At 59.0% G+C, this 15,794-nt stretch carries 15 protein-coding genes; 4 read left to right on the forward strand and 11 right to left on the reverse strand.

Translation table 11 applies throughout. The features are described from left to right. Positions 1-38: 38 nt before the first annotated feature. The 9 genes from LOY55_RS17050 to LOY55_RS17090 all read right to left on the reverse strand — a co-directional run bounded on the left by LOY55_RS17050 (position 39) and on the right by LOY55_RS17090 (position 6,999). Positions 39-296, reverse strand: a complete 258-nt coding sequence (locus LOY55_RS17050) for a hypothetical protein (protein WP_046032144.1) — start codon at positions 294-296, stop codon at positions 39-41. Beyond that, positions 293-505 carry a hypothetical protein gene (locus LOY55_RS17055; protein ID WP_046032143.1) on the reverse strand — a complete coding sequence of 71 codons (213 nt, stop codon included), beginning with the start codon at positions 503-505 and terminating at the stop codon, positions 293-295. Before LOY55_RS17055 ends, LOY55_RS17050 begins: the two co-directional genes overlap by 4 nt. Positions 506-620: 115 nt before the next feature. Next, positions 621-746, reverse strand: a complete 126-nt coding sequence (locus LOY55_RS17060) for a hypothetical protein (protein ID WP_256577230.1) — start codon at positions 744-746, stop codon at positions 621-623. A gap of 211 nt (positions 747-957) precedes the next feature. Beyond that, positions 958-1,137 carry a hypothetical protein gene (locus LOY55_RS17065; RefSeq protein ID WP_046032142.1) on the reverse strand — a complete coding sequence of 60 codons (180 nt, stop codon included), beginning with the start codon at positions 1,135-1,137 and terminating at the stop codon, positions 958-960. A 156-nt stretch (positions 1,138-1,293) separates the two neighbouring features. Continuing rightward, the gene (locus tag LOY55_RS17070; RefSeq protein WP_258665895.1) at positions 1,294-2,463 is read right to left on the reverse strand and encodes a lactonase family protein; all 1,170 of its coding nucleotides are present in this window, start codon (positions 2,461-2,463) and stop codon (positions 1,294-1,296) included. Further along, entirely contained in the window at positions 2,456-2,749 is a 294-nt protein-coding gene (locus tag LOY55_RS17075) for a DUF5629 family protein (RefSeq protein WP_258665897.1), read from the reverse strand. The genes LOY55_RS17070 and LOY55_RS17075 overlap by 8 nt, the downstream gene beginning before the upstream one ends. Positions 2,750-2,948: 199 nt before the next feature. Then, positions 2,949-4,529, reverse strand: a complete 1,581-nt coding sequence (locus LOY55_RS17080) for an aldehyde dehydrogenase (NADP(+)) (protein ID WP_258665899.1) — start codon at positions 4,527-4,529, stop codon at positions 2,949-2,951. 10 nt (positions 4,530-4,539) lie between these two features. After that, the gene (araD1, locus tag LOY55_RS17085) at positions 4,540-5,532 is read right to left on the reverse strand and encodes an AraD1 family protein (RefSeq protein ID WP_109786532.1); all 993 of its coding nucleotides are present in this window, start codon (positions 5,530-5,532) and stop codon (positions 4,540-4,542) included. Between the two features lie 144 nt (positions 5,533-5,676). After that, positions 5,677-6,999, reverse strand: coding sequence for an MFS transporter (locus LOY55_RS17090; RefSeq protein ID WP_258665902.1), 1,323 nt, complete (start codon positions 6,997-6,999; stop codon positions 5,677-5,679). Positions 7,000-7,192: 193 nt separating this feature from the next. Here LOY55_RS17090 and LOY55_RS17095 point away from each other — a divergent pair, with 193 nt between their 5' ends. Both LOY55_RS17095 and LOY55_RS17100 read left to right on the forward strand, forming a co-directional pair. After that, positions 7,193-8,929 carry an IlvD/Edd family dehydratase gene (locus tag LOY55_RS17095; RefSeq protein ID WP_109786534.1) on the forward strand — a complete coding sequence of 579 codons (1,737 nt, stop codon included), beginning with the start codon at positions 7,193-7,195 and terminating at the stop codon, positions 8,927-8,929. Between the two features lie 220 nt (positions 8,930-9,149). Next, a complete protein-coding gene (locus LOY55_RS17100) occupies positions 9,150-9,869 on the forward strand; it encodes a FadR/GntR family transcriptional regulator (RefSeq protein ID WP_258665904.1) in 720 nt (239 codons plus the stop codon). A gap of 194 nt (positions 9,870-10,063) precedes the next feature. Here LOY55_RS17100 and LOY55_RS17105 read toward each other — a convergent pair whose 3' ends face one another. Beyond that, on the reverse strand, positions 10,064-12,439 hold the full coding sequence (locus LOY55_RS17105; protein WP_046032134.1) for an RND family transporter: 2,376 nt from the start codon (positions 12,437-12,439) through the stop codon (positions 10,064-10,066). Between the two features lie 25 nt (positions 12,440-12,464). Further along, a complete protein-coding gene (locus LOY55_RS17110; protein ID WP_046032133.1) occupies positions 12,465-13,517 on the reverse strand; it encodes a YCF48-related protein in 1,053 nt (350 codons plus the stop codon). A 719-nt stretch (positions 13,518-14,236) separates the two neighbouring features. On the opposite strand from LOY55_RS17110, the gene LOY55_RS17115 reads away from it, so the two are divergent. Both LOY55_RS17115 and LOY55_RS17120 read left to right on the forward strand, forming a co-directional pair. After that, positions 14,237-14,542 carry an IS3 family transposase gene (locus LOY55_RS17115; protein ID WP_046033372.1) on the forward strand — a complete coding sequence of 102 codons (306 nt, stop codon included), beginning with the start codon at positions 14,237-14,239 and terminating at the stop codon, positions 14,540-14,542. After that, positions 14,539-15,375 (forward strand): IS3 family transposase, encoded by an 837-nt coding sequence (locus LOY55_RS17120; RefSeq protein ID WP_223525384.1) that lies wholly within the window; start codon positions 14,539-14,541, stop codon positions 15,373-15,375. Before LOY55_RS17115 ends, LOY55_RS17120 begins: the two co-directional genes overlap by 4 nt. Positions 15,376-15,794: the final 419 nt, after the last annotated feature.

Here is a 15,794-nt window from a genome sequence, read left to right on the forward strand (position 1 = left end):
CTGCGCCAGCTGCTACAGGATCGCGTTGTCTGGGGGATTCAGGCGAACACTTCACACATCTGCAACACCGAGCAGTCCACCTGGAACGGCCCGAAGAAATCGACCTGGCGTTTGATCGGCGGATTGCCGGCCAGCAGCCCCATGGCCTTTTGCGTTTCGATGTTGCGAGAGAGGTCGTGTTTGGCCTCGATCGAGCGTGCCACGGAACCTACTGAGCCCTGCCCTATTCCCAGTAACGAAAATCCATTGGTGATGAAGGCCAGGAAGGCAATCACCCAGAGATTGCGCCCTTTCATGCCCCGACCACTCCCGCCAGCTCTACGTGTTCAACCCCTGCGTTTTGCGCACGGTGTTCGAACTGGATGGCGGGATAAGCGACCTGAATCGGCGCGTCGGTGGTGTAGTGCGATTGAGCCGAGAGGCTGAAGACCAACACCATCGCCACGTAAAGACCGATGGCCAGGTAGGCGCCGTGTTTGGCAGAAGTGAGGATTGAACGGGCCATGGTGATCTCCGTGGGCATGTGTCGATGCGCACAGAATCAATCAAAAAAGCCGTAGCAACCACTCAGGGTTATCCATAGTGACCATCAGCTTCGTTGATCATTGAGCCCGTCTATTTCAGTCTTCGATAAAACTCATCAAGCGCTCACGGGCCGCATCCGGCTCGTCTGGAACGGGCTGGGCAGTCGAAGAAATGGGGGCGGAATAGAGGAAAAGAAGAACCACTGCCAGACGCATCGCCATGCTATCGATCCCTTGTTTTTAGAATTGGACTGAAAAAGGCAGCGTCCAATCTAAACATATGGCCATGTGATATCAAGGCGCACGTTAATGGCAATGTGATGCTGTCGTAAACGCGCTATGCAGGAGCGACATCACTCAGGTTTCTCGAAGCTGTTCAGCTTGATCGACGTCAGTGACTTCGCTCCTGCATAAAAGGTGCAGGGCTGAAATTTCAGTGTTGGGTTTTGTGATCCAGGGCGGCGTAGAAGTTGGCGCTCTGTTGCAGGTATTTCTGGGTGTAGCTCTGGGCGTGGGATTTTTTGTCGCTGATTTCAACGTTGGCACTGGCTGGCAGCGCAACGGAGGCAGAGATGGCAGAAGCGGCGATAACGGAGAAGAGATTGAAGTTCATGGCGGTATTCCTCGTGTTCAGTTGGCTTGCTTGCCCGGTGGGGCCGTGAAGCAAACTTAACCTTCGAGGCTCGGCATCTTGAAATGCTTTGTAGCATTAGCAGATATCAGCAGCATTAATAGAAGGATGCAGGCCCCTTGAACCGGGGCCTGCGGCCTATTGACGCAGCAGGAACTTGAGATCGCTGGGTGCGTCCATCGGCAATTTCTGCACGGTTTTACCCAGCAAACCGGTCTTGGCATCGCGTTCGACGACGACAATCTGGTTGCTCTTCTGATTGGCAATCAACACGAAATGGCCACTGGGATCGAGGCTGAACTCACGCGGATGATCACCTTCCACTGAGCGACGTTGCAGTTCCTTCAGGTGGCCGGTCGCAGGGTCGATGGCGAACACCAGCAACTGATTGGCGGTGCCGCGGTTGCTGACATAGAGGAATTTGCCATCCGCCGAAGCATGCAGCGCCGCGGCTGCTTTATCGGACACAGGCTGGCCGGCCGCCAGGTCGATCATTTGTGTTTGCTCAAGTGTGCCGTCCTTGTAATCGAACACGGCCACCTGCGCACTCATCTCCATGGTCAGCCAAGCGTGCTTGCCATCGGCACTGAACAGCAAATGACGCGGCCCACTGCCCGGCGGCAACGGCACGAACGCAGGCGTTGCAGGCGTTAATGGCAGGTCCGGATTGGCTTTGGGGTCGAAGCGGTAAACAAAGACCTTGTCTGCCCCCAGGTCATTGGAGAACACGTAATGGCCGTCCGGCGAGGAGACGGTCGAATGCACGTGCGCCGACAGCTGCCGCTCGGGATTGACCCGACTCGCGGGATGACTGCTCATCTGCACCACAGGTTTCAGCGTGCCATCAGCGCCCACCGGCAACACCGCGAGCGTGCCGCCTGGATCTTCAGCTACCGAGTAGTTGCTGACAAACAAATGACTGGCATCACCGCTGAGGCTTGAATGCGTCGGCTCATTGCCCAGGCTTTGCACCTGATTGATCAGGCTCAGCGCATGGGTCTTGGGATCGATCACAAAACTGCTGACGCGCCCGACCGGGTCTTTCTGCCCCGGGCCGTTTTCGTTGACCACGAACAGGTGACGCTGATCCTTGGCCAGGGTCAGCCACGAAGGGTTTTCGCTGTTGACCACTTGCAGTGGCCGGGCGTTGATCTGCCCGGTCGAGCTGTCGAAGTTCAGGCGATAAATCCCCTGGCTCTCACCGGCCGTGTAGGAGCCGACCAGCAACTGAAGGTTGTCGGCCGACGCAACCTGAACGCCCATCGCGCCGATACTGCCGGCCATCAACAGGGGCCAGAGATTACGCATCCTCCGGCTCATCATCGTCGTCATGACCACCAATAGCGGTCAAGCACACCAGGCGGTGCTCGCCGGAATCGCCAGTGATCACCCAGCTTTGCAGAGTCGGATCGAAGGTCGCAGCCTGAACCTGCGCTGGAGTGAACTCCCAATGCTTGGACACTCGGCCGTCCATGCATTCGATGTGCAGGTTGTCGAATTCATCAAGGGAAAATTCAAATGCGTGCAACCCGTCGATTTCCACCATGTCGCAGTGTTCGAGGGTTTCAAGCAAGGTGTCGGTTACGGCAGTCATGGCAATCAATCTTTAAATGGGAAAAACGCAATGATAGCTCAAAGCGCGGGCAGCCCAGTGCCGACCGCAAAACGCCGGCTCAACACAGAACAAATGTGGGAGCGGGCTTGCCCGCGATTACGATTTAACATTCAACATCAATGCTGGCTGTCAGTCCGCCATCGCGGGCAAGCCCGCTCCCACAGGGGGGAACGATCAGCTACAGCGCTTCCCGGGACGGTTGCCCATCCACCAACCGCTGGATACGCAGCGGATTGCCATTCTTCAGCGGCTCCGGCAACAGGCTGTCCGGGTAGTTCTGGAAGCACACCGGGCGCAGAAAACGGTCGATCGCCAAGGTGCCCACCGACGTGCCGCGCGCATCCGACGTTGCCGGGTACGGCCCGCCGTGGACCATCGCATCGCAGACTTCCACACCGGTCGGATAACCGTTGAGCAGAATCCGTCCGACCTTTTGCTCCAGCAGCGCCGTCAACTCGCCGAACTGTTCAAAGTCCGCCGGGTCGCCAATGATCGTCGCCGTCAGTTGCCCATGGAGCCCCTTCAGCGCTGCGTTGAGTTGCGCCTGATCAGCCACTTCCACCACCACCGTGGTCGGGCCGAACACTTCTTCCTGCAAGACTTCGTCGCCGCTGATCAACAGGCTGGCGTCAGCCTTGAACAGTTGTGGCTGAGCCTGCGTGCCCTGTTGTGTATTGCCTGCCAGATGGGTGATGCCGGGATGAGCGTTGAGCTTGTCCAGGCCATGGCCATAGCTGCTCAAGGTTCCTGCATTGAGCATGGTTTGCGCCGGCTGATCGTTGATCATCCACGCAACTTGCTGCACGAACGCACTGAACTGCGGTGAACGAATGCCGATCACCAGCCCCGGATTGGTGCAGAACTGGCCACAGCCTTGAACCACCGATGCCGTCAGGTCACGGGCGATGGTTTGCGCCCGGGCTTCCAGCGCCTGTGGCAACACGATCACCGGGTTGATGCTCGACATCTCGGCGAACACCGGGATGGGATGCGCACGCGCGGCGGCCATGTCGCACAAGGCGCGACCGCCCTTCAGCGAGCCGGTAAAGCCCACTGCTTGAATCACCGGATGCTTGACCAGCGCTGCGCCGACCCCGCCCCCGTAGATCATGTTGAACACACCGGCCGGCATGCCGGTTTTTTCCGCGGCGCGCAGTATCGCGTCAGCCACCCATTCGGCGGTGGCCATGTGACCGCCATGCGCCTTGAACACCACCGGGCAACCCGCCGCCAGGGCCGAGGCGGTGTCGCCGCCAGCCGTCGAAAACGCCAAGGGAAAGTTGCTGGCACCAAACACTGCGACCGGGCCGACGCCGATGCGGTATTGGCGCAGGTCCGGGCGAGGCAACGGTGTGCGCTCGGGCAACGCCTTGTCGATTCGCGCAGCGTAAAAATCGCCACGGCGCAGCACTTTGGCGAACAACCGCATCTGGCCACTGGTGCGACCGCGTTCGCCCTGGATTCGTCCGGCGGGCAACGCGGTTTCGCGACAGACCACGGCGACAAAGTCATCGCCGAGGGCATCGAGTTCATCGGCGATGGCGTCCAGAAACTGCGCCCGTCGCTCGGCACTCAAGCTGCGAAAGGCCGGATACGCCGCGCCGGCAGCCGTGGCGGCGGCGTCCACTTCTTGCTCGGTGGCCTGATAAAACTCATGAGGCAAGGCCTCGCCCGTGGTGGCGTCGACGCTCTGGAGTTTGACGGTGCCCGTCGCACTGCGCAGACCGCCGATGTAATTGTGACCAAGGATCTGGGTCATACGGATCTCCTTAAAGGCTGCCAACGGTGCCGGGTTCGAATGCCGCTTCAACCGGCGCAATGCCGTTGATCAGCGGTGCGCCGAATTCGGCCTGGCTGATTTCGAATACATCACCCGGTCGGGTGCGGATGCCATCGGCAAACGACAGCGTCGCGGTGCCGAAGAAATGAATGTGCACGTCCCCCGGGCGCAGGAACTGGCTGTATTTGAAATGGTGGTACTCAAGGTTTTCCAGGCTATGGCACATGTTGGCTTCGCCGCTGAGAAACTCGTTCTGCCACAGCACTTCACCGTCACGCAGGATGCGGCTGGTGCCGGCCAGGTGTGGCGGCAAATCACCGACGCGAAGTTCCGGACCATAACTGCAACTGCGCAATTTGGAGTGCGCCAGGTACAGGTAATTTTTTCGCTCCATAACGTGATCGGAGAACTCGTTACCGACCGCATAACCGAGGCGATAAGGCTTGCCATCGTGGCCGATGACGTAGAGGCCGGCGAGTTCCGGCTCTTCGCCCGCGTCTTCGGCGAAGGGCGGCAGCGGGAACGGCTTGCCCGGCCGAACGACGATGCTGCCGTCGCCCTTGTAGAACCATTCCGGTTGCACACCGGCCTGCCCTGCTTGCGGTTTTCCGCCTTCCACGCCCCATTTGAAGATGCGCATGGTGTCGGTCATGGCCGCTTCGTCACCGGCGTGTTGATGCATCTTGTCCCGGGCCGAAGCGCTGCCCAAGTGGGTCAGGCCCGTACCGCTGACCAGCATGTGTGCCGCGTCCGGGTGATCCAGTGGCGGCAGGATACGCAACGTGGCCAGCAACTCGGCGTAGTCGTGGCTGATGCCCAGGCCGAGGACTTTCACCTGTTGCGCCAGATCAGTGCCCGCCTCAATTGCTGCCAACGCCAGGTCGCGGACTGTGTGCGCATCCTGCACTTCACGCACCAGACCGCCCTCGACGACGCCGACGCGACGCTCGCCGTTACTCAATTCGAACTGAACCAAACGCATGGTTTTCTCCTGTAAACAATTCTTCAAAACACCGCTACCCCCCTGTAGGAGCAAAGCTTGCTCGCGATTGGGGCCTGACAGATGACATCGATGCTGAATGTTCTGCCGCCATCGCGAGCAAGCTCTGCTCCTACAGGTTTTGTGTCAGGAACGGGTTGCGCCGCGCGCACTGGCGGCAAACTGATCAGCCGGCAGCACATGCTTGCGCTCCAGCAACCGATAGACCACGCCGGTCAGCACCAACCCGAACACCATCACGCAGGACAGGAAATACAGCCCCGACGCGAGGTTGCCGGTGTACTCCTTCAGCGCACCGATCACGAACGGACCGATGTAACCGCCGAGGTTGCCCACCGAGTTGATCAGGGCGATACCGGCCGCCGCGCTGGCGCCGGCAAAGAAACGCCCCGGCAAGGTCCAGAACACCGCCGTGCAGGAAAACAGCGCAAACGCCACCAGGCACAGGGCCGCCAGTTGCAGCACCGGCACGGTCAGCCAGGCGCTGAGGAACAGGCCGATGGCACCCAGCACATACAAGACGGCCAGATGTCCGTAGCGATCATTCAAACGGTCGGAACTGCGCGGAATGATCAGCAGGCCGACGATCCCGAAGATGTACGGCACCGCCGAAACGAAACCGGTGACCAGGTCGCTGCCGCCAAACTGCTTGATCAAGGTCGGCAACCACAGGCCCAGGCCATAGATGCTCAACGTCACCGGCAGATAAAACAGCGCCAGCAGCAAGACTCGCTTGTCTTTGAGCGCATGCAACGGGTTGCCGTGGCGGGTCTGGCCGTATTCCTCAAGGTCTTTTTTCAGCTCGCCGGCGAGCCAGTCCTTCTCGGCCTGGTCCATCCATTTCACTTGCTGCGGGCCATCAGGCAGGTAACGCAGCACCGGCCAGGTCAGCAGGATCGCCGGCGTGCCAATGACGATGAACAACCACTGCCAGCCGTGCAAACCGAGCGTGCCGTCCATGCCCAGCAAACCGCCGGACACCGGGCCGGTGACCATCATTGCGATCGGTTGGGAAAGGATGAACAGGCCGAGGATTTTGCCGCGATGGCGAATCGGGAACCACTGAGTGATGTAGTACAGAACACCCGGAAAGAACCCGGCTTCCGCCGCACCGAGCAGAAAGCGCATCACATAGAAGCTGTTCGGCCCCTGGACGAACGCCATGCCGATGGTGATGGCGCCCCAGGTGACCATGATCCGCGCAAACCAGCGTCTCGCGCCGAAACGGTCGAGCATCAGGTTGCTGGGAATTTCCAGCAGGAAGTAGCCGATGAAAAACAACCCGGCACCGAGACCGTAAGCGGCATCACCGAGGCCAATGTCGGCGCCCATGTGCAACTTGGCAAACCCCACTGCGGAGCGATCCACATAGGCGATCAGGTACAGCAGGATCAGGAAGGGAATCAGTTTCAGCGTGATGCGGCGGATAAGCCGCAGTTCCTGGCTCATGAGATCGGTCTCCGATTGTTGTTGTTATAGAACCTCGGAGGACGCCTCTCGCCAAAAATCGCCAGGACCATCCCTCCGTTGAAAACGACTATATAGTAATACTAATTACCCGACAACACTTCCAAACCCGCGAATTTGAGCTTATGTTACGCCTCATCCAGAACCATATAGTCATACAATAAGAGAATCGATCATGTCTGATAAGAAACCCACCCTGCGCTCCGCCCAATGGTTTGGTACCGCCGACAAGAACGGCTTCATGTACCGCAGCTGGATGAAGAATCAGGGCATCGCCGACCACCAATTCCAAGGTAAGCCGATTATCGGCATCTGCAACACCTGGTCGGAACTGACCCCGTGCAACGCGCACTTCCGTCAGATTGCGGAGCACGTCAAACGCGGGGTGATCGAAGCCGGGGGCTTTCCAGTGGAATTCCCGGTGTTCTCCAACGGCGAATCCAACCTGCGCCCTACCGCCATGTTCACCCGTAACCTCACGAGCATGGACGTCGAAGAAGCCATTCGCGGCAACCCGATTGATGGCGTGGTGCTGCTGACCGGTTGCGACAAAACCACCCCGGCCCTGCTGATGGGCGCAGCCAGTTGCGACGTGCCAGCCATCGTCGTCACTGGCGGACCGATGCTCAATGGCAAGCACAAGGGTCAGGACATCGGCTCGGGCACTGTGGTCTGGCAGCTCAGCGAGCAGGTCAAGGCCGGCACCATCACCCTCGACGATTTCCTCGCGGCCGAGGGCGGCATGTCCCGCTCGGCCGGCACCTGCAACACCATGGGCACGGCCTCCACCATGGCGTGCATGGCCGAAGCACTGGGCACGTCCCTGCCCCACAACGCAGCCATTCCGGCGGTCGACTCACGCCGCTATGTACTGGCGCACATGTCCGGCATGCGCGCGGTGGAGATGGTCCGCGAAGACTTGAAGCTGTCGAAAATCCTCACCAAGGAAGCCTTCGAAAACGCCATCCGTGTCAACGCGGCAATCGGTGGTTCCACCAACGCGGTGATCCATTTGAAAGCCATTGCCGGCCGTATTGGCGTGCAACTGGACCTGGATGACTGGACCCGCATCGGTCGTGGCATGCCGACCATTGTCGACCTGCAACCGTCCGGGCGCTTCCTGATGGAAGAGTTCTACTACGCCGGTGGCTTGCCCGCCGTGCTGCGTCGCCTGGGCGAAGCGAACCTGATTCCCAACCCGAACGCCTTGACCGTCAACGGCAAGACCCTCGGCGAGAACACCAAGGACGCGCCTATTTATGGTCAGGATGAAGTGATCCGCACCCTCGACAACCCGATCCGCGCCGACGGCGGCATCTGTGTCTTGCGCGGCAACCTGGCCCCCCTGGGCGCAGTGCTCAAGCCGTCCGCCGCCACGCCGCAATTGATGCAACATCGTGGGCGCGCAGTGGTGTTTGAAAACTTCGACATGTACAAGGCACGGATCAACGATCCGGAACTCGACGTCGACGCCAACTCGATTCTGGTCATGAAAAACTGCGGACCCAAGGGTTATCCGGGCATGGCCGAAGTCGGCAACATGGGCTTGCCGGCCAAGTTACTGGCCCAGGGCGTGACGGACATGGTGCGTATTTCCGATGCGCGCATGAGTGGCACCGCGTATGGCACCGTGGTGCTGCACGTCGCGCCAGAAGCGGCGGCTGGCGGACCATTGGCCGCGGTAAAAGAAGGCGACTGGATCGAACTGGACTGCGCCAGCGGCCGTTTGCACCTGGACATTCCGGACCCCGAACTGGCGGCGCGCATGGCCGACCTGCAACCACCGCAACAGATGATCCTTGGCGGATATCGTCAGTTGTACATCGACCATGTGCTGCAGGCGGATCAGGGTTGCGACTTTGACTTCCTGGTGGGCTGCCGCGGGGCTGAAGTGCCGCGCCATTCTCACTGACCCACCCGACCGATCGTTCCCGCGCTCTGCGTGGGAACGCCTCAAGGGACGCTCCGCGTCCCCCCCGAAACAAGTGACGCAGAGCGTCACGAGCGGCATTCCCACGCGGAGCGTTGGAACGATCATGAACAAGGCATTCGCTGACTTCTGATCTGATGAATGCCCGTCGTGCCTGTTATCATGCGCGACACCTCCATCGCACAGGATCGCGCCGTTCCCCATGGATTACCGCAAACCCTCCGACCGTAAAAGCATGCACTCGCGCATTGTCCAGGAGCTGGGCATGCAGATCGTTTCCGGGCGCTTCAAACCGGACGACAAACTGCCCGCCGAAGCCCTGCTGTGTGAGGAGTACGCGGTCAGCCGCCCGGTACTGCGAGAGGCCACCCGGGTATTGGTCGCCAAAGGCCTGGTGTATTCGCGTCCACGCGTCGGCACTGTGGTCAAGCCGCGCAAAGACTGGCACATGCTCGACCCCGACGTGCTGCATTGGCTGATGCAGAGCAGCCCGCAGAATCAATTTTTCGACCTGCTGACCAGTGTTCGCGCCATCATCGAACCCGCTGCAGCTGCCCTCGCCGCGCAGTTCGCGACCGATGCGGACATCGCCGCCATCGGTGAAGCCTACCAACGCATGGAAGCCGCCCCGACTCCGGAAGCACTGCTGCAACCCGATCTGGATTTCCACAGCCGAATCGCCGACGCCACCCACAACGATCTGTTGGCCAACCTGTGCAACATGCTGTCAGTGGCGATTGCCGAAGCGTTGAAGCATTCCAACCAGCGGCCGAACCTGCATGAACTGGCGCTGCCCCGGCACAAGGCAATCCTCACCGCCATCGAGAATCGCGATGCGCTCGGCGCACGGCACGCGACGCTGGTGCAGCTCGATGATGCACGCAGTGCGTTGAATGTGGTCTTGGGTAGCGATCCCAACTGACCCAACACATTCCAACTGTTGGAGAAATCCCCTGTAGGAGCAGAGCTTGCTCGCGATGTCGGAGTGTCAGTCAACATAGATGTTGAATGTTCTACCGCCATCGCGAGCAAGCTCTGCTCCTACAGGGTTTAGTGTTGAATTCGGGATGAAAAAAGCCGCAACCAAGGTTGCGGCTTTTTTATTTCAGGCAAGGATCAGTGAGCGAACAGCGAGTTGCCCTTCTGCCCGGCCAGTTTCTCCGGTTTGATCAGGAAACGGGCCAGCGCAGGCAGCAGCCACAGCGCACCGAACATGTTCCAGAGCAGCATGAAGGTCAGCATCAGGCCCATGTCAGCCTGGAACTTGATGGCCGAGAAGATCCAGGTGCACACACCGATGGCCAGGCACAAACCGGTGAACAGCACGGCTTTACCGGTGGACTTGAGCGTCTGGTAATAGGCTTCCTGCAACGGCAGGCCGGCACGCAGGAAACTTTCCAGGCGGCTGTAGATGTAGATGCCGTAGTCCACGCCAATCCCCACACCCAGCGCCACCACCGGCAGGGTCGCGACTTTCACGCCGATGCCCATGAAGGCCATCAGGGCGTTGCCGAGTACCGACGTCAACACCAGAGGCAAGACGATGCACAAGGTCGCCGCCCACGAGCGGAAGGTGATCATGCACATGGTCGCAACGCAGATGTAGACGAGGATCAGGATGGTCAGCTCGGACTCCTTGATCACCTCGTTGGTGGCCGCTTCGATCCCTGCGTTACCGGCGGCGAGGATGAATTCCAGGCCGTCCTTGTTGTTCTCCTTGGCGAAGTCCTGCACCGCATGGACGGCGCGATCAAGGGTCGCCGCCTTGTGATCGTTGAGGAACACCAGCACGGGTGCCAGGGAGCAGCTGTTGTTGTACAGGCCATCGGCACGGGCGATGGAGTTGTTCAACACGTCCGGGTTACGCGACAGGGTTTCCCATTTCAGGTTGCCCTCGTTCATGCCCTTGATCATCTGCTTGGACACGGTCACCAGAGAGATCGCCGACTGCACGCCCTCGGTGTTCTGCATCTTCCACATCAGCTCGTCGATGGGCCTCATGGCTTCGTAGCGCGAGCAGCCTTCAGCCTTGGTCTTGACCATCACCACCAACACGTCGGAACTGGTGGAGTAGTTGCTGATGATGAAGTTGTTGTCCTTGTTGTAGCGCGAATCCGGACGCAGTTCAGGTGCGCCCTGATCGAGGTCACCGATTTTCAGGTTCTGGCTGTACCAGAGGCCGCCACCAAAGGCCAGCAAGGCCAGCACGATGGACACCGGCGCAACTTTCGGGCTGGCAAAGTTCGACAGCAGGCGCCAGAACGGGTGCTCGCGGTGTGCGTCTTTCTTGCTACGTTCAACGGCGCGCTTGCTGATACCGACGTAGGAAATCGCCACCGGCAGCAGGATCAGGTTGGTAAACACGATCACCGCCACGCCGATGGACGCGCCGATGGCCAGTTCACGAATCACACCGATATCAATGATCAGCAGCGTGATGAAACCCACCGCATCCGCAAGGATCGCGATCATCCCCGGCAGGAACAGTTGACGGAACGTGCGTCGCGCAGCGGTCAGCGCGTTGTCGGCCTCGCTGGATTGCAAGGCAATACCGTTGATCTTCTGTACGCCGTGGGAAATACCAATGGCGAAGATCAGGAACGGCACCAGCATCGAATACGGGTCAAGCCCGAAGCCGAAGAAGTGCATCAACCCAAGCTGCCAGACCACCGCCACCAGCGTGGTACTGAGTACCGCCACGGTGCTGCGCATGCAGTTGGTGAACCAGTAGAGCAGGATCAGCGTGATGATGAAGGCAACGCCAAAGAACATCACCACCATGACCAGGCCATCGATCAGATCGCCGACTTTCTTGGCGAAACCGACGATGTGGACCTGCACGTTAGGGTTCTGCTTTTCAAACTTGTCGCGGATCTTTTCTTCCAGCTGGTGGGAGAACTGACGGTAGTCCAGTGCCAGCAACTTGCCCTGGTCCTGCGGGTCCGGGTAGGACTCCAGCAGCGGGATATCGACAATGCTCGATTTGAAGTCGTTGGCCACCAGACGCCCGACCTGACCGGACTTGAGGACGTTATTGCGCAGCAGATCAAGGCTTTGCTGCGACCCGTTATAGCTCTGCGGGATCACTTCACCACCGGCGAAGCCCTCCTCTGTCACCTCGGTCCAGCGCACGCTCGGACTCCACAGCGACTTGAGGCCGGAACGGTCGACGCCGGAAATGTAGAACACCTCGTCGTTGATCTGACGCAGGGTCTCCATGTACTCCTTGGAGAAGATATCGCCGTCAGTGGCTTCTACGGAAATTCGTACCGTGTTGCCCAGGTTCGCCAGATCGTTGCGGTGCTCCATCATCTTTTGAATGAAGGGATGCTCCAGCGGGATCATTTTTTCGAAACTGGTGGATGGCCGGATCAGCGTCGCCTGCCAGAACAGGAAAATGCTGACCAACAGGCAGATCGTGATCACTGCCGGGCGGTTGTTGAAAATCAGGCGCTCAAGAAACGTCGCCTTGTCTTGGTGATGACTTGTCATGGATGTCATAGCTCCGCCCTTCTTATTATTTGCCCAGCTCTGAGCCGGTTGGCGAAGTAGCGCGAACGCCGCCCTGTCCTGCCAGAATCAGATTACCGTTGCCCGCCGCCGTGACTGCCGAAACGGAAATGCGATCCGGACGGTTGAACACGCTGAAGGTTTCGCCGTTGTCGTTGCTGCGGATCACCGAGCCGCCGTTGCCGACGATCACGATGGAGCCGTCGTCGAGCAGCGTTGCGCCCGACAACCCGAACTCCAGCGCGCCGCGAGCGGCTTTCAGCTCAACCTGTTCCCAGGTGCTGCCGAAATCCGTGGAGCGGTAGAGATTGCCGCGCAGGCCGTAAGCCAGCAGCGTATTGGCTTGCGCCGTACCGATCACGCCGAACAGCGAGCCTTGGTACGGGCCTTCAAGTTTTTCCCAGGTCTGGCCCCAATCGGCGGAGCGGAACATGCTGCCCTGTTCGCCTACGATGAACAGCCCGGCATCTTTTACAGATGCGATGCCATTGAGGTGGTACTGGTCTTCGTTATCCAGGCGGTCACTGGCGTCTTCCCAGTGTTTGCCGCCGTCGGTGGTTTCCAGCAGTGCGCCATACGCGCCCACGGCAAAGCCGCTGTTGACGTCCTTGAACCAGACGTCGAGCAACGGCGCTTCGCGTTTCAAATCTTCGAATTGCTTGGTCCAGGTGACGCCGCCGTCCTCGCTGGCGAGGATCTGTGCGTCATGACCGACGGCCCAACCGTGTTTGTCATCGACGAAAAACACCGACGTCAGCAGTGCGCGGGTCGGCACCTTGGCTTGAGCCCAGGTCGCGCCCTGGTCATCGGAATACAAAATATGCCCACGATCCCCGACCGCCACCAGGCGCTTGCCGGCGTGGACGACATCGAGCATCAGACTTTTGGCAGCCTTGGCCGATTCGATGGCATATACGGTATCGGATGCTGGCGCTGCGGCGGCCAGCACTGGTGCCGACAACACGGCACAGCCCAACAGCGAGAGCGCTGTAGCCAGCAACGCGATTTTGCGTAATGCCGGCGGGCGGCAGATACCCACACCCATGACAGGCTCACTCATAGACCTTCCCCCATTATTATTGTTAGGTCATTCAACCTTTCAGGGCGCCGTAAGGGTGCTTGTTGCGATTGGCTGTTTTGGAGTTGAGTCCTGAAACGCGCAATCTAGAGCCCCTTCGGAAGCTGGCTTATCCTATCGGGGTTTGGAAAGGTCTGACAATCGACGCCACGTTATGTTTTGTTAACCTGAGGGGGATGGGTGGCTGCTGAATAGCAAAGCATTCGGATGCGTGATTTCGATGTGTGTACATATCCGTTGCTGCGGTAACGGCTTCTGGCGGTTTCGCTCTTACAGCGACTCACTTTTCCAGACGCCGAAAAGTAAGCAAAAGGCTTCGTCCCGGCGTACGGCACTTCGCTAAAGCTCAGTGTTCCCTCGCTACGATGTCCATCAGGGGGCATCGCCTACGGTCTGCTTCGCGACGACCTCCTCTCGATGTGTGCGGCTTCGCCGCACGGCGCTACGCGCCTAACCCCCTGATGAACACCTACGCTCGGCCTGCCGAAGGGGCGAAAGATCAAAAGCAGATCAAGATCAAGATCAAGATCAAAAGCCAAAAGCCAAAAGCATCGCGAGCAGGCTCGCTCCTACAATTGGACCGGGGGTCGTCTGTTAGAGACTGGTCTGCCGGCAGGTCGCCATCGCTGGCAAGCCTGAACTGGCCTAATAATTTCGGACACCTCTTAAGGGCGATATGATTTCGCCAACTTGGAGGCTCCATGAACGAAAGAAAGGTCTATACGCGCGAGTTCAAGCTTCATGCTGCCAGCATGGTGCTTGATGATAACTGCCCGGTTTCAGATGTTTGTGCATCGCTGGATATCGGGCCCACCGCTTTACGGCGCTGGGTCGATCAGGTTCGTAAGGAACGTGAAGGGCAGCCAGTCAAAGGCACCAAGGCAATCACCGAAGATCAGCGCCAGATCCAGGAACTAAAAGCCAAGATCAAGCGCATGGAGATGGAAGCCGATATCCTAAAAAAGGCTACCGCTCTCTTGATGTCGGATCCCGATCGTTTTCGATGATCGCAGAGCTAAGAGAGTCATTCCCGACGGCTGTGGTGTGTCGTGTTTTCGGTGTGAAGCGCAGCAGCTTTTATGAGTGGATTCAGCGACGCGCCAAACCGAGGCGCAAACGCGAAGAGCTCAAGCTGAAAGTAGTTGAGCTGCACAGCGAAAGCCGCGAAGCCATGGGCTCCAGAATGATCAGTAAAGGCCTGAAATCCCAAAGCATTACAGCTGGAAGGAGTCTTGTCAGAGCGCTGATGAGAGAGGCCAATATCGTCAGTAAACAACGCCAGCCTCACCCTTTCAGATCCAAAGGAGTGGAAGCATTTGTCGCGCCCAATCGGCTCAAGCGCAACTTCAAACCGACTGCAATCGATCAGGTTTGGTGTGGCGACGTCACCAGTTTGATGGTGGGCAAACGTTGGGTTCATCTGGCCATCGTGATCGATCTGTATGCCCGAAGGGTTATTGGCTGGGCATTTTCTCTGGTCAATGACGCCAACTTGGTCAGCAAAGCGCTGCGTATGGCGACAGAGGTACGAACGTGTCCTCCTGGGCTGATGTTTCACTCAGATCAGGGATGTCAGTACACCAGTCGCAAGTTTCAAGAAGAGCTGCTGCAACACGACATTTTGCAAAGCATGAGTCATCGCGGGCAGTGCTGGGATAATGCGCCGACAGAACGCTTTTTCGGCACGCTCAAGTCAGAGTGGGTGCCTCGTGGCGGTTACAGCCTGATCGAGGAAGCCAAAACCGATATCGTGCGCTTCTTCATGTACTACAACCGCACCAGACTCCATAGCTATAACGACTACCTGTCGCCAATAGCCATGGAGCAAAAAGCGGCATAAACACCGTAATCGGTGTCCGAGATTACTTGACCAGTTCAAGCCAGGCTCCTACAGGGACTGGGTACATCTGGAAGAGATTGGTCGGCTGTCAGGCCGCCATCGCTGGCAAGCCAGGCTCCTACAGGGAATGAGTCCGCGGGTAATAGATCGGTCGGCTGGCAGGCCGCCATCGCTGGCAAGCCCGCTCCCACAAAAAGCAAAACACCCCACACCCGCTCTTGCCCCTCACCACTCACCAGGCCGAGCGTTAGCTCGCCTGCAGCTTTTGATCTTGATCCACCCGCCCCTTCGGGAGGCTGAGTGGAGGTGTTCATCCGGGGAGTGGCGCGTAGCGCCGTTCGACGCAGTCGAACACGCTGCATGTAGGTCGTAGCGAAGCAGACCGGAGGGCAGTGTCCCCGGAGGGATACCGGAGCGAA

The sequence above is a fragment of the Pseudomonas sp. B21-040 genome (genome assembly GCF_024748695.1).
In the GTDB taxonomy this organism is placed as follows: domain Bacteria; phylum Pseudomonadota; class Gammaproteobacteria; order Pseudomonadales; family Pseudomonadaceae; genus Aquipseudomonas.

What these genes read in the sequence shown, in the direction of transcription:
- LOY55_RS17050 (WP_046032144.1), bottom strand. Translation starts at nt 296, where the DNA reads ATGAAAGGGCGCAATCTCTGGGTGATTGCCTTCCTGGCCTTCATCACC.
- LOY55_RS17055 (WP_046032143.1), bottom strand. Translation starts at nt 505, where the DNA reads ATGGCCCGTTCAATCCTCACTTCTGCCAAACACGGCGCCTACCTGGCC.
- LOY55_RS17060 (WP_256577230.1), bottom strand. Translation starts at nt 746, where the DNA reads ATGGCGATGCGTCTGGCAGTGGTTCTTCTTTTCCTCTATTCCGCCCCC.
- LOY55_RS17065 (WP_046032142.1), bottom strand. Translation starts at nt 1,137, where the DNA reads ATGAACTTCAATCTCTTCTCCGTTATCGCCGCTTCTGCCATCTCTGCC.
- LOY55_RS17070 (WP_258665895.1), bottom strand. Translation starts at nt 2,463, where the DNA reads ATGCGTAATCTCTGGCCCCTGTTGATGGCCGGCAGTATCGGCGCGATG.
- LOY55_RS17075 (WP_258665897.1), bottom strand. Translation starts at nt 2,749, where the DNA reads ATGACTGCCGTAACCGACACCTTGCTTGAAACCCTCGAACACTGCGAC.
- LOY55_RS17080 (WP_258665899.1), bottom strand. Translation starts at nt 4,529, where the DNA reads ATGACCCAGATCCTTGGTCACAATTACATCGGCGGTCTGCGCAGTGCG.
- araD1 (WP_109786532.1), bottom strand. Translation starts at nt 5,532, where the DNA reads ATGCGTTTGGTTCAGTTCGAATTGAGTAACGGCGAGCGTCGCGTCGGC.
- LOY55_RS17090 (WP_258665902.1), bottom strand. Translation starts at nt 6,999, where the DNA reads ATGAGCCAGGAACTGCGGCTTATCCGCCGCATCACGCTGAAACTGATT.
- LOY55_RS17095 (WP_109786534.1), top strand. Translation starts at nt 7,193, where the DNA reads ATGTCTGATAAGAAACCCACCCTGCGCTCCGCCCAATGGTTTGGTACC.
- LOY55_RS17100 (WP_258665904.1), top strand. Translation starts at nt 9,150, where the DNA reads ATGGATTACCGCAAACCCTCCGACCGTAAAAGCATGCACTCGCGCATT.
- LOY55_RS17105 (WP_046032134.1), bottom strand. Translation starts at nt 12,439, where the DNA reads ATGACAAGTCATCACCAAGACAAGGCGACGTTTCTTGAGCGCCTGATT.
- LOY55_RS17110 (WP_046032133.1), bottom strand. Translation starts at nt 13,517, where the DNA reads ATGAGTGAGCCTGTCATGGGTGTGGGTATCTGCCGCCCGCCGGCATTA.
- LOY55_RS17115 (WP_046033372.1), top strand. Translation starts at nt 14,237, where the DNA reads ATGAACGAAAGAAAGGTCTATACGCGCGAGTTCAAGCTTCATGCTGCC.
- LOY55_RS17120 (WP_223525384.1), top strand. Translation starts at nt 14,539, where the DNA reads ATGATCGCAGAGCTAAGAGAGTCATTCCCGACGGCTGTGGTGTGTCGT.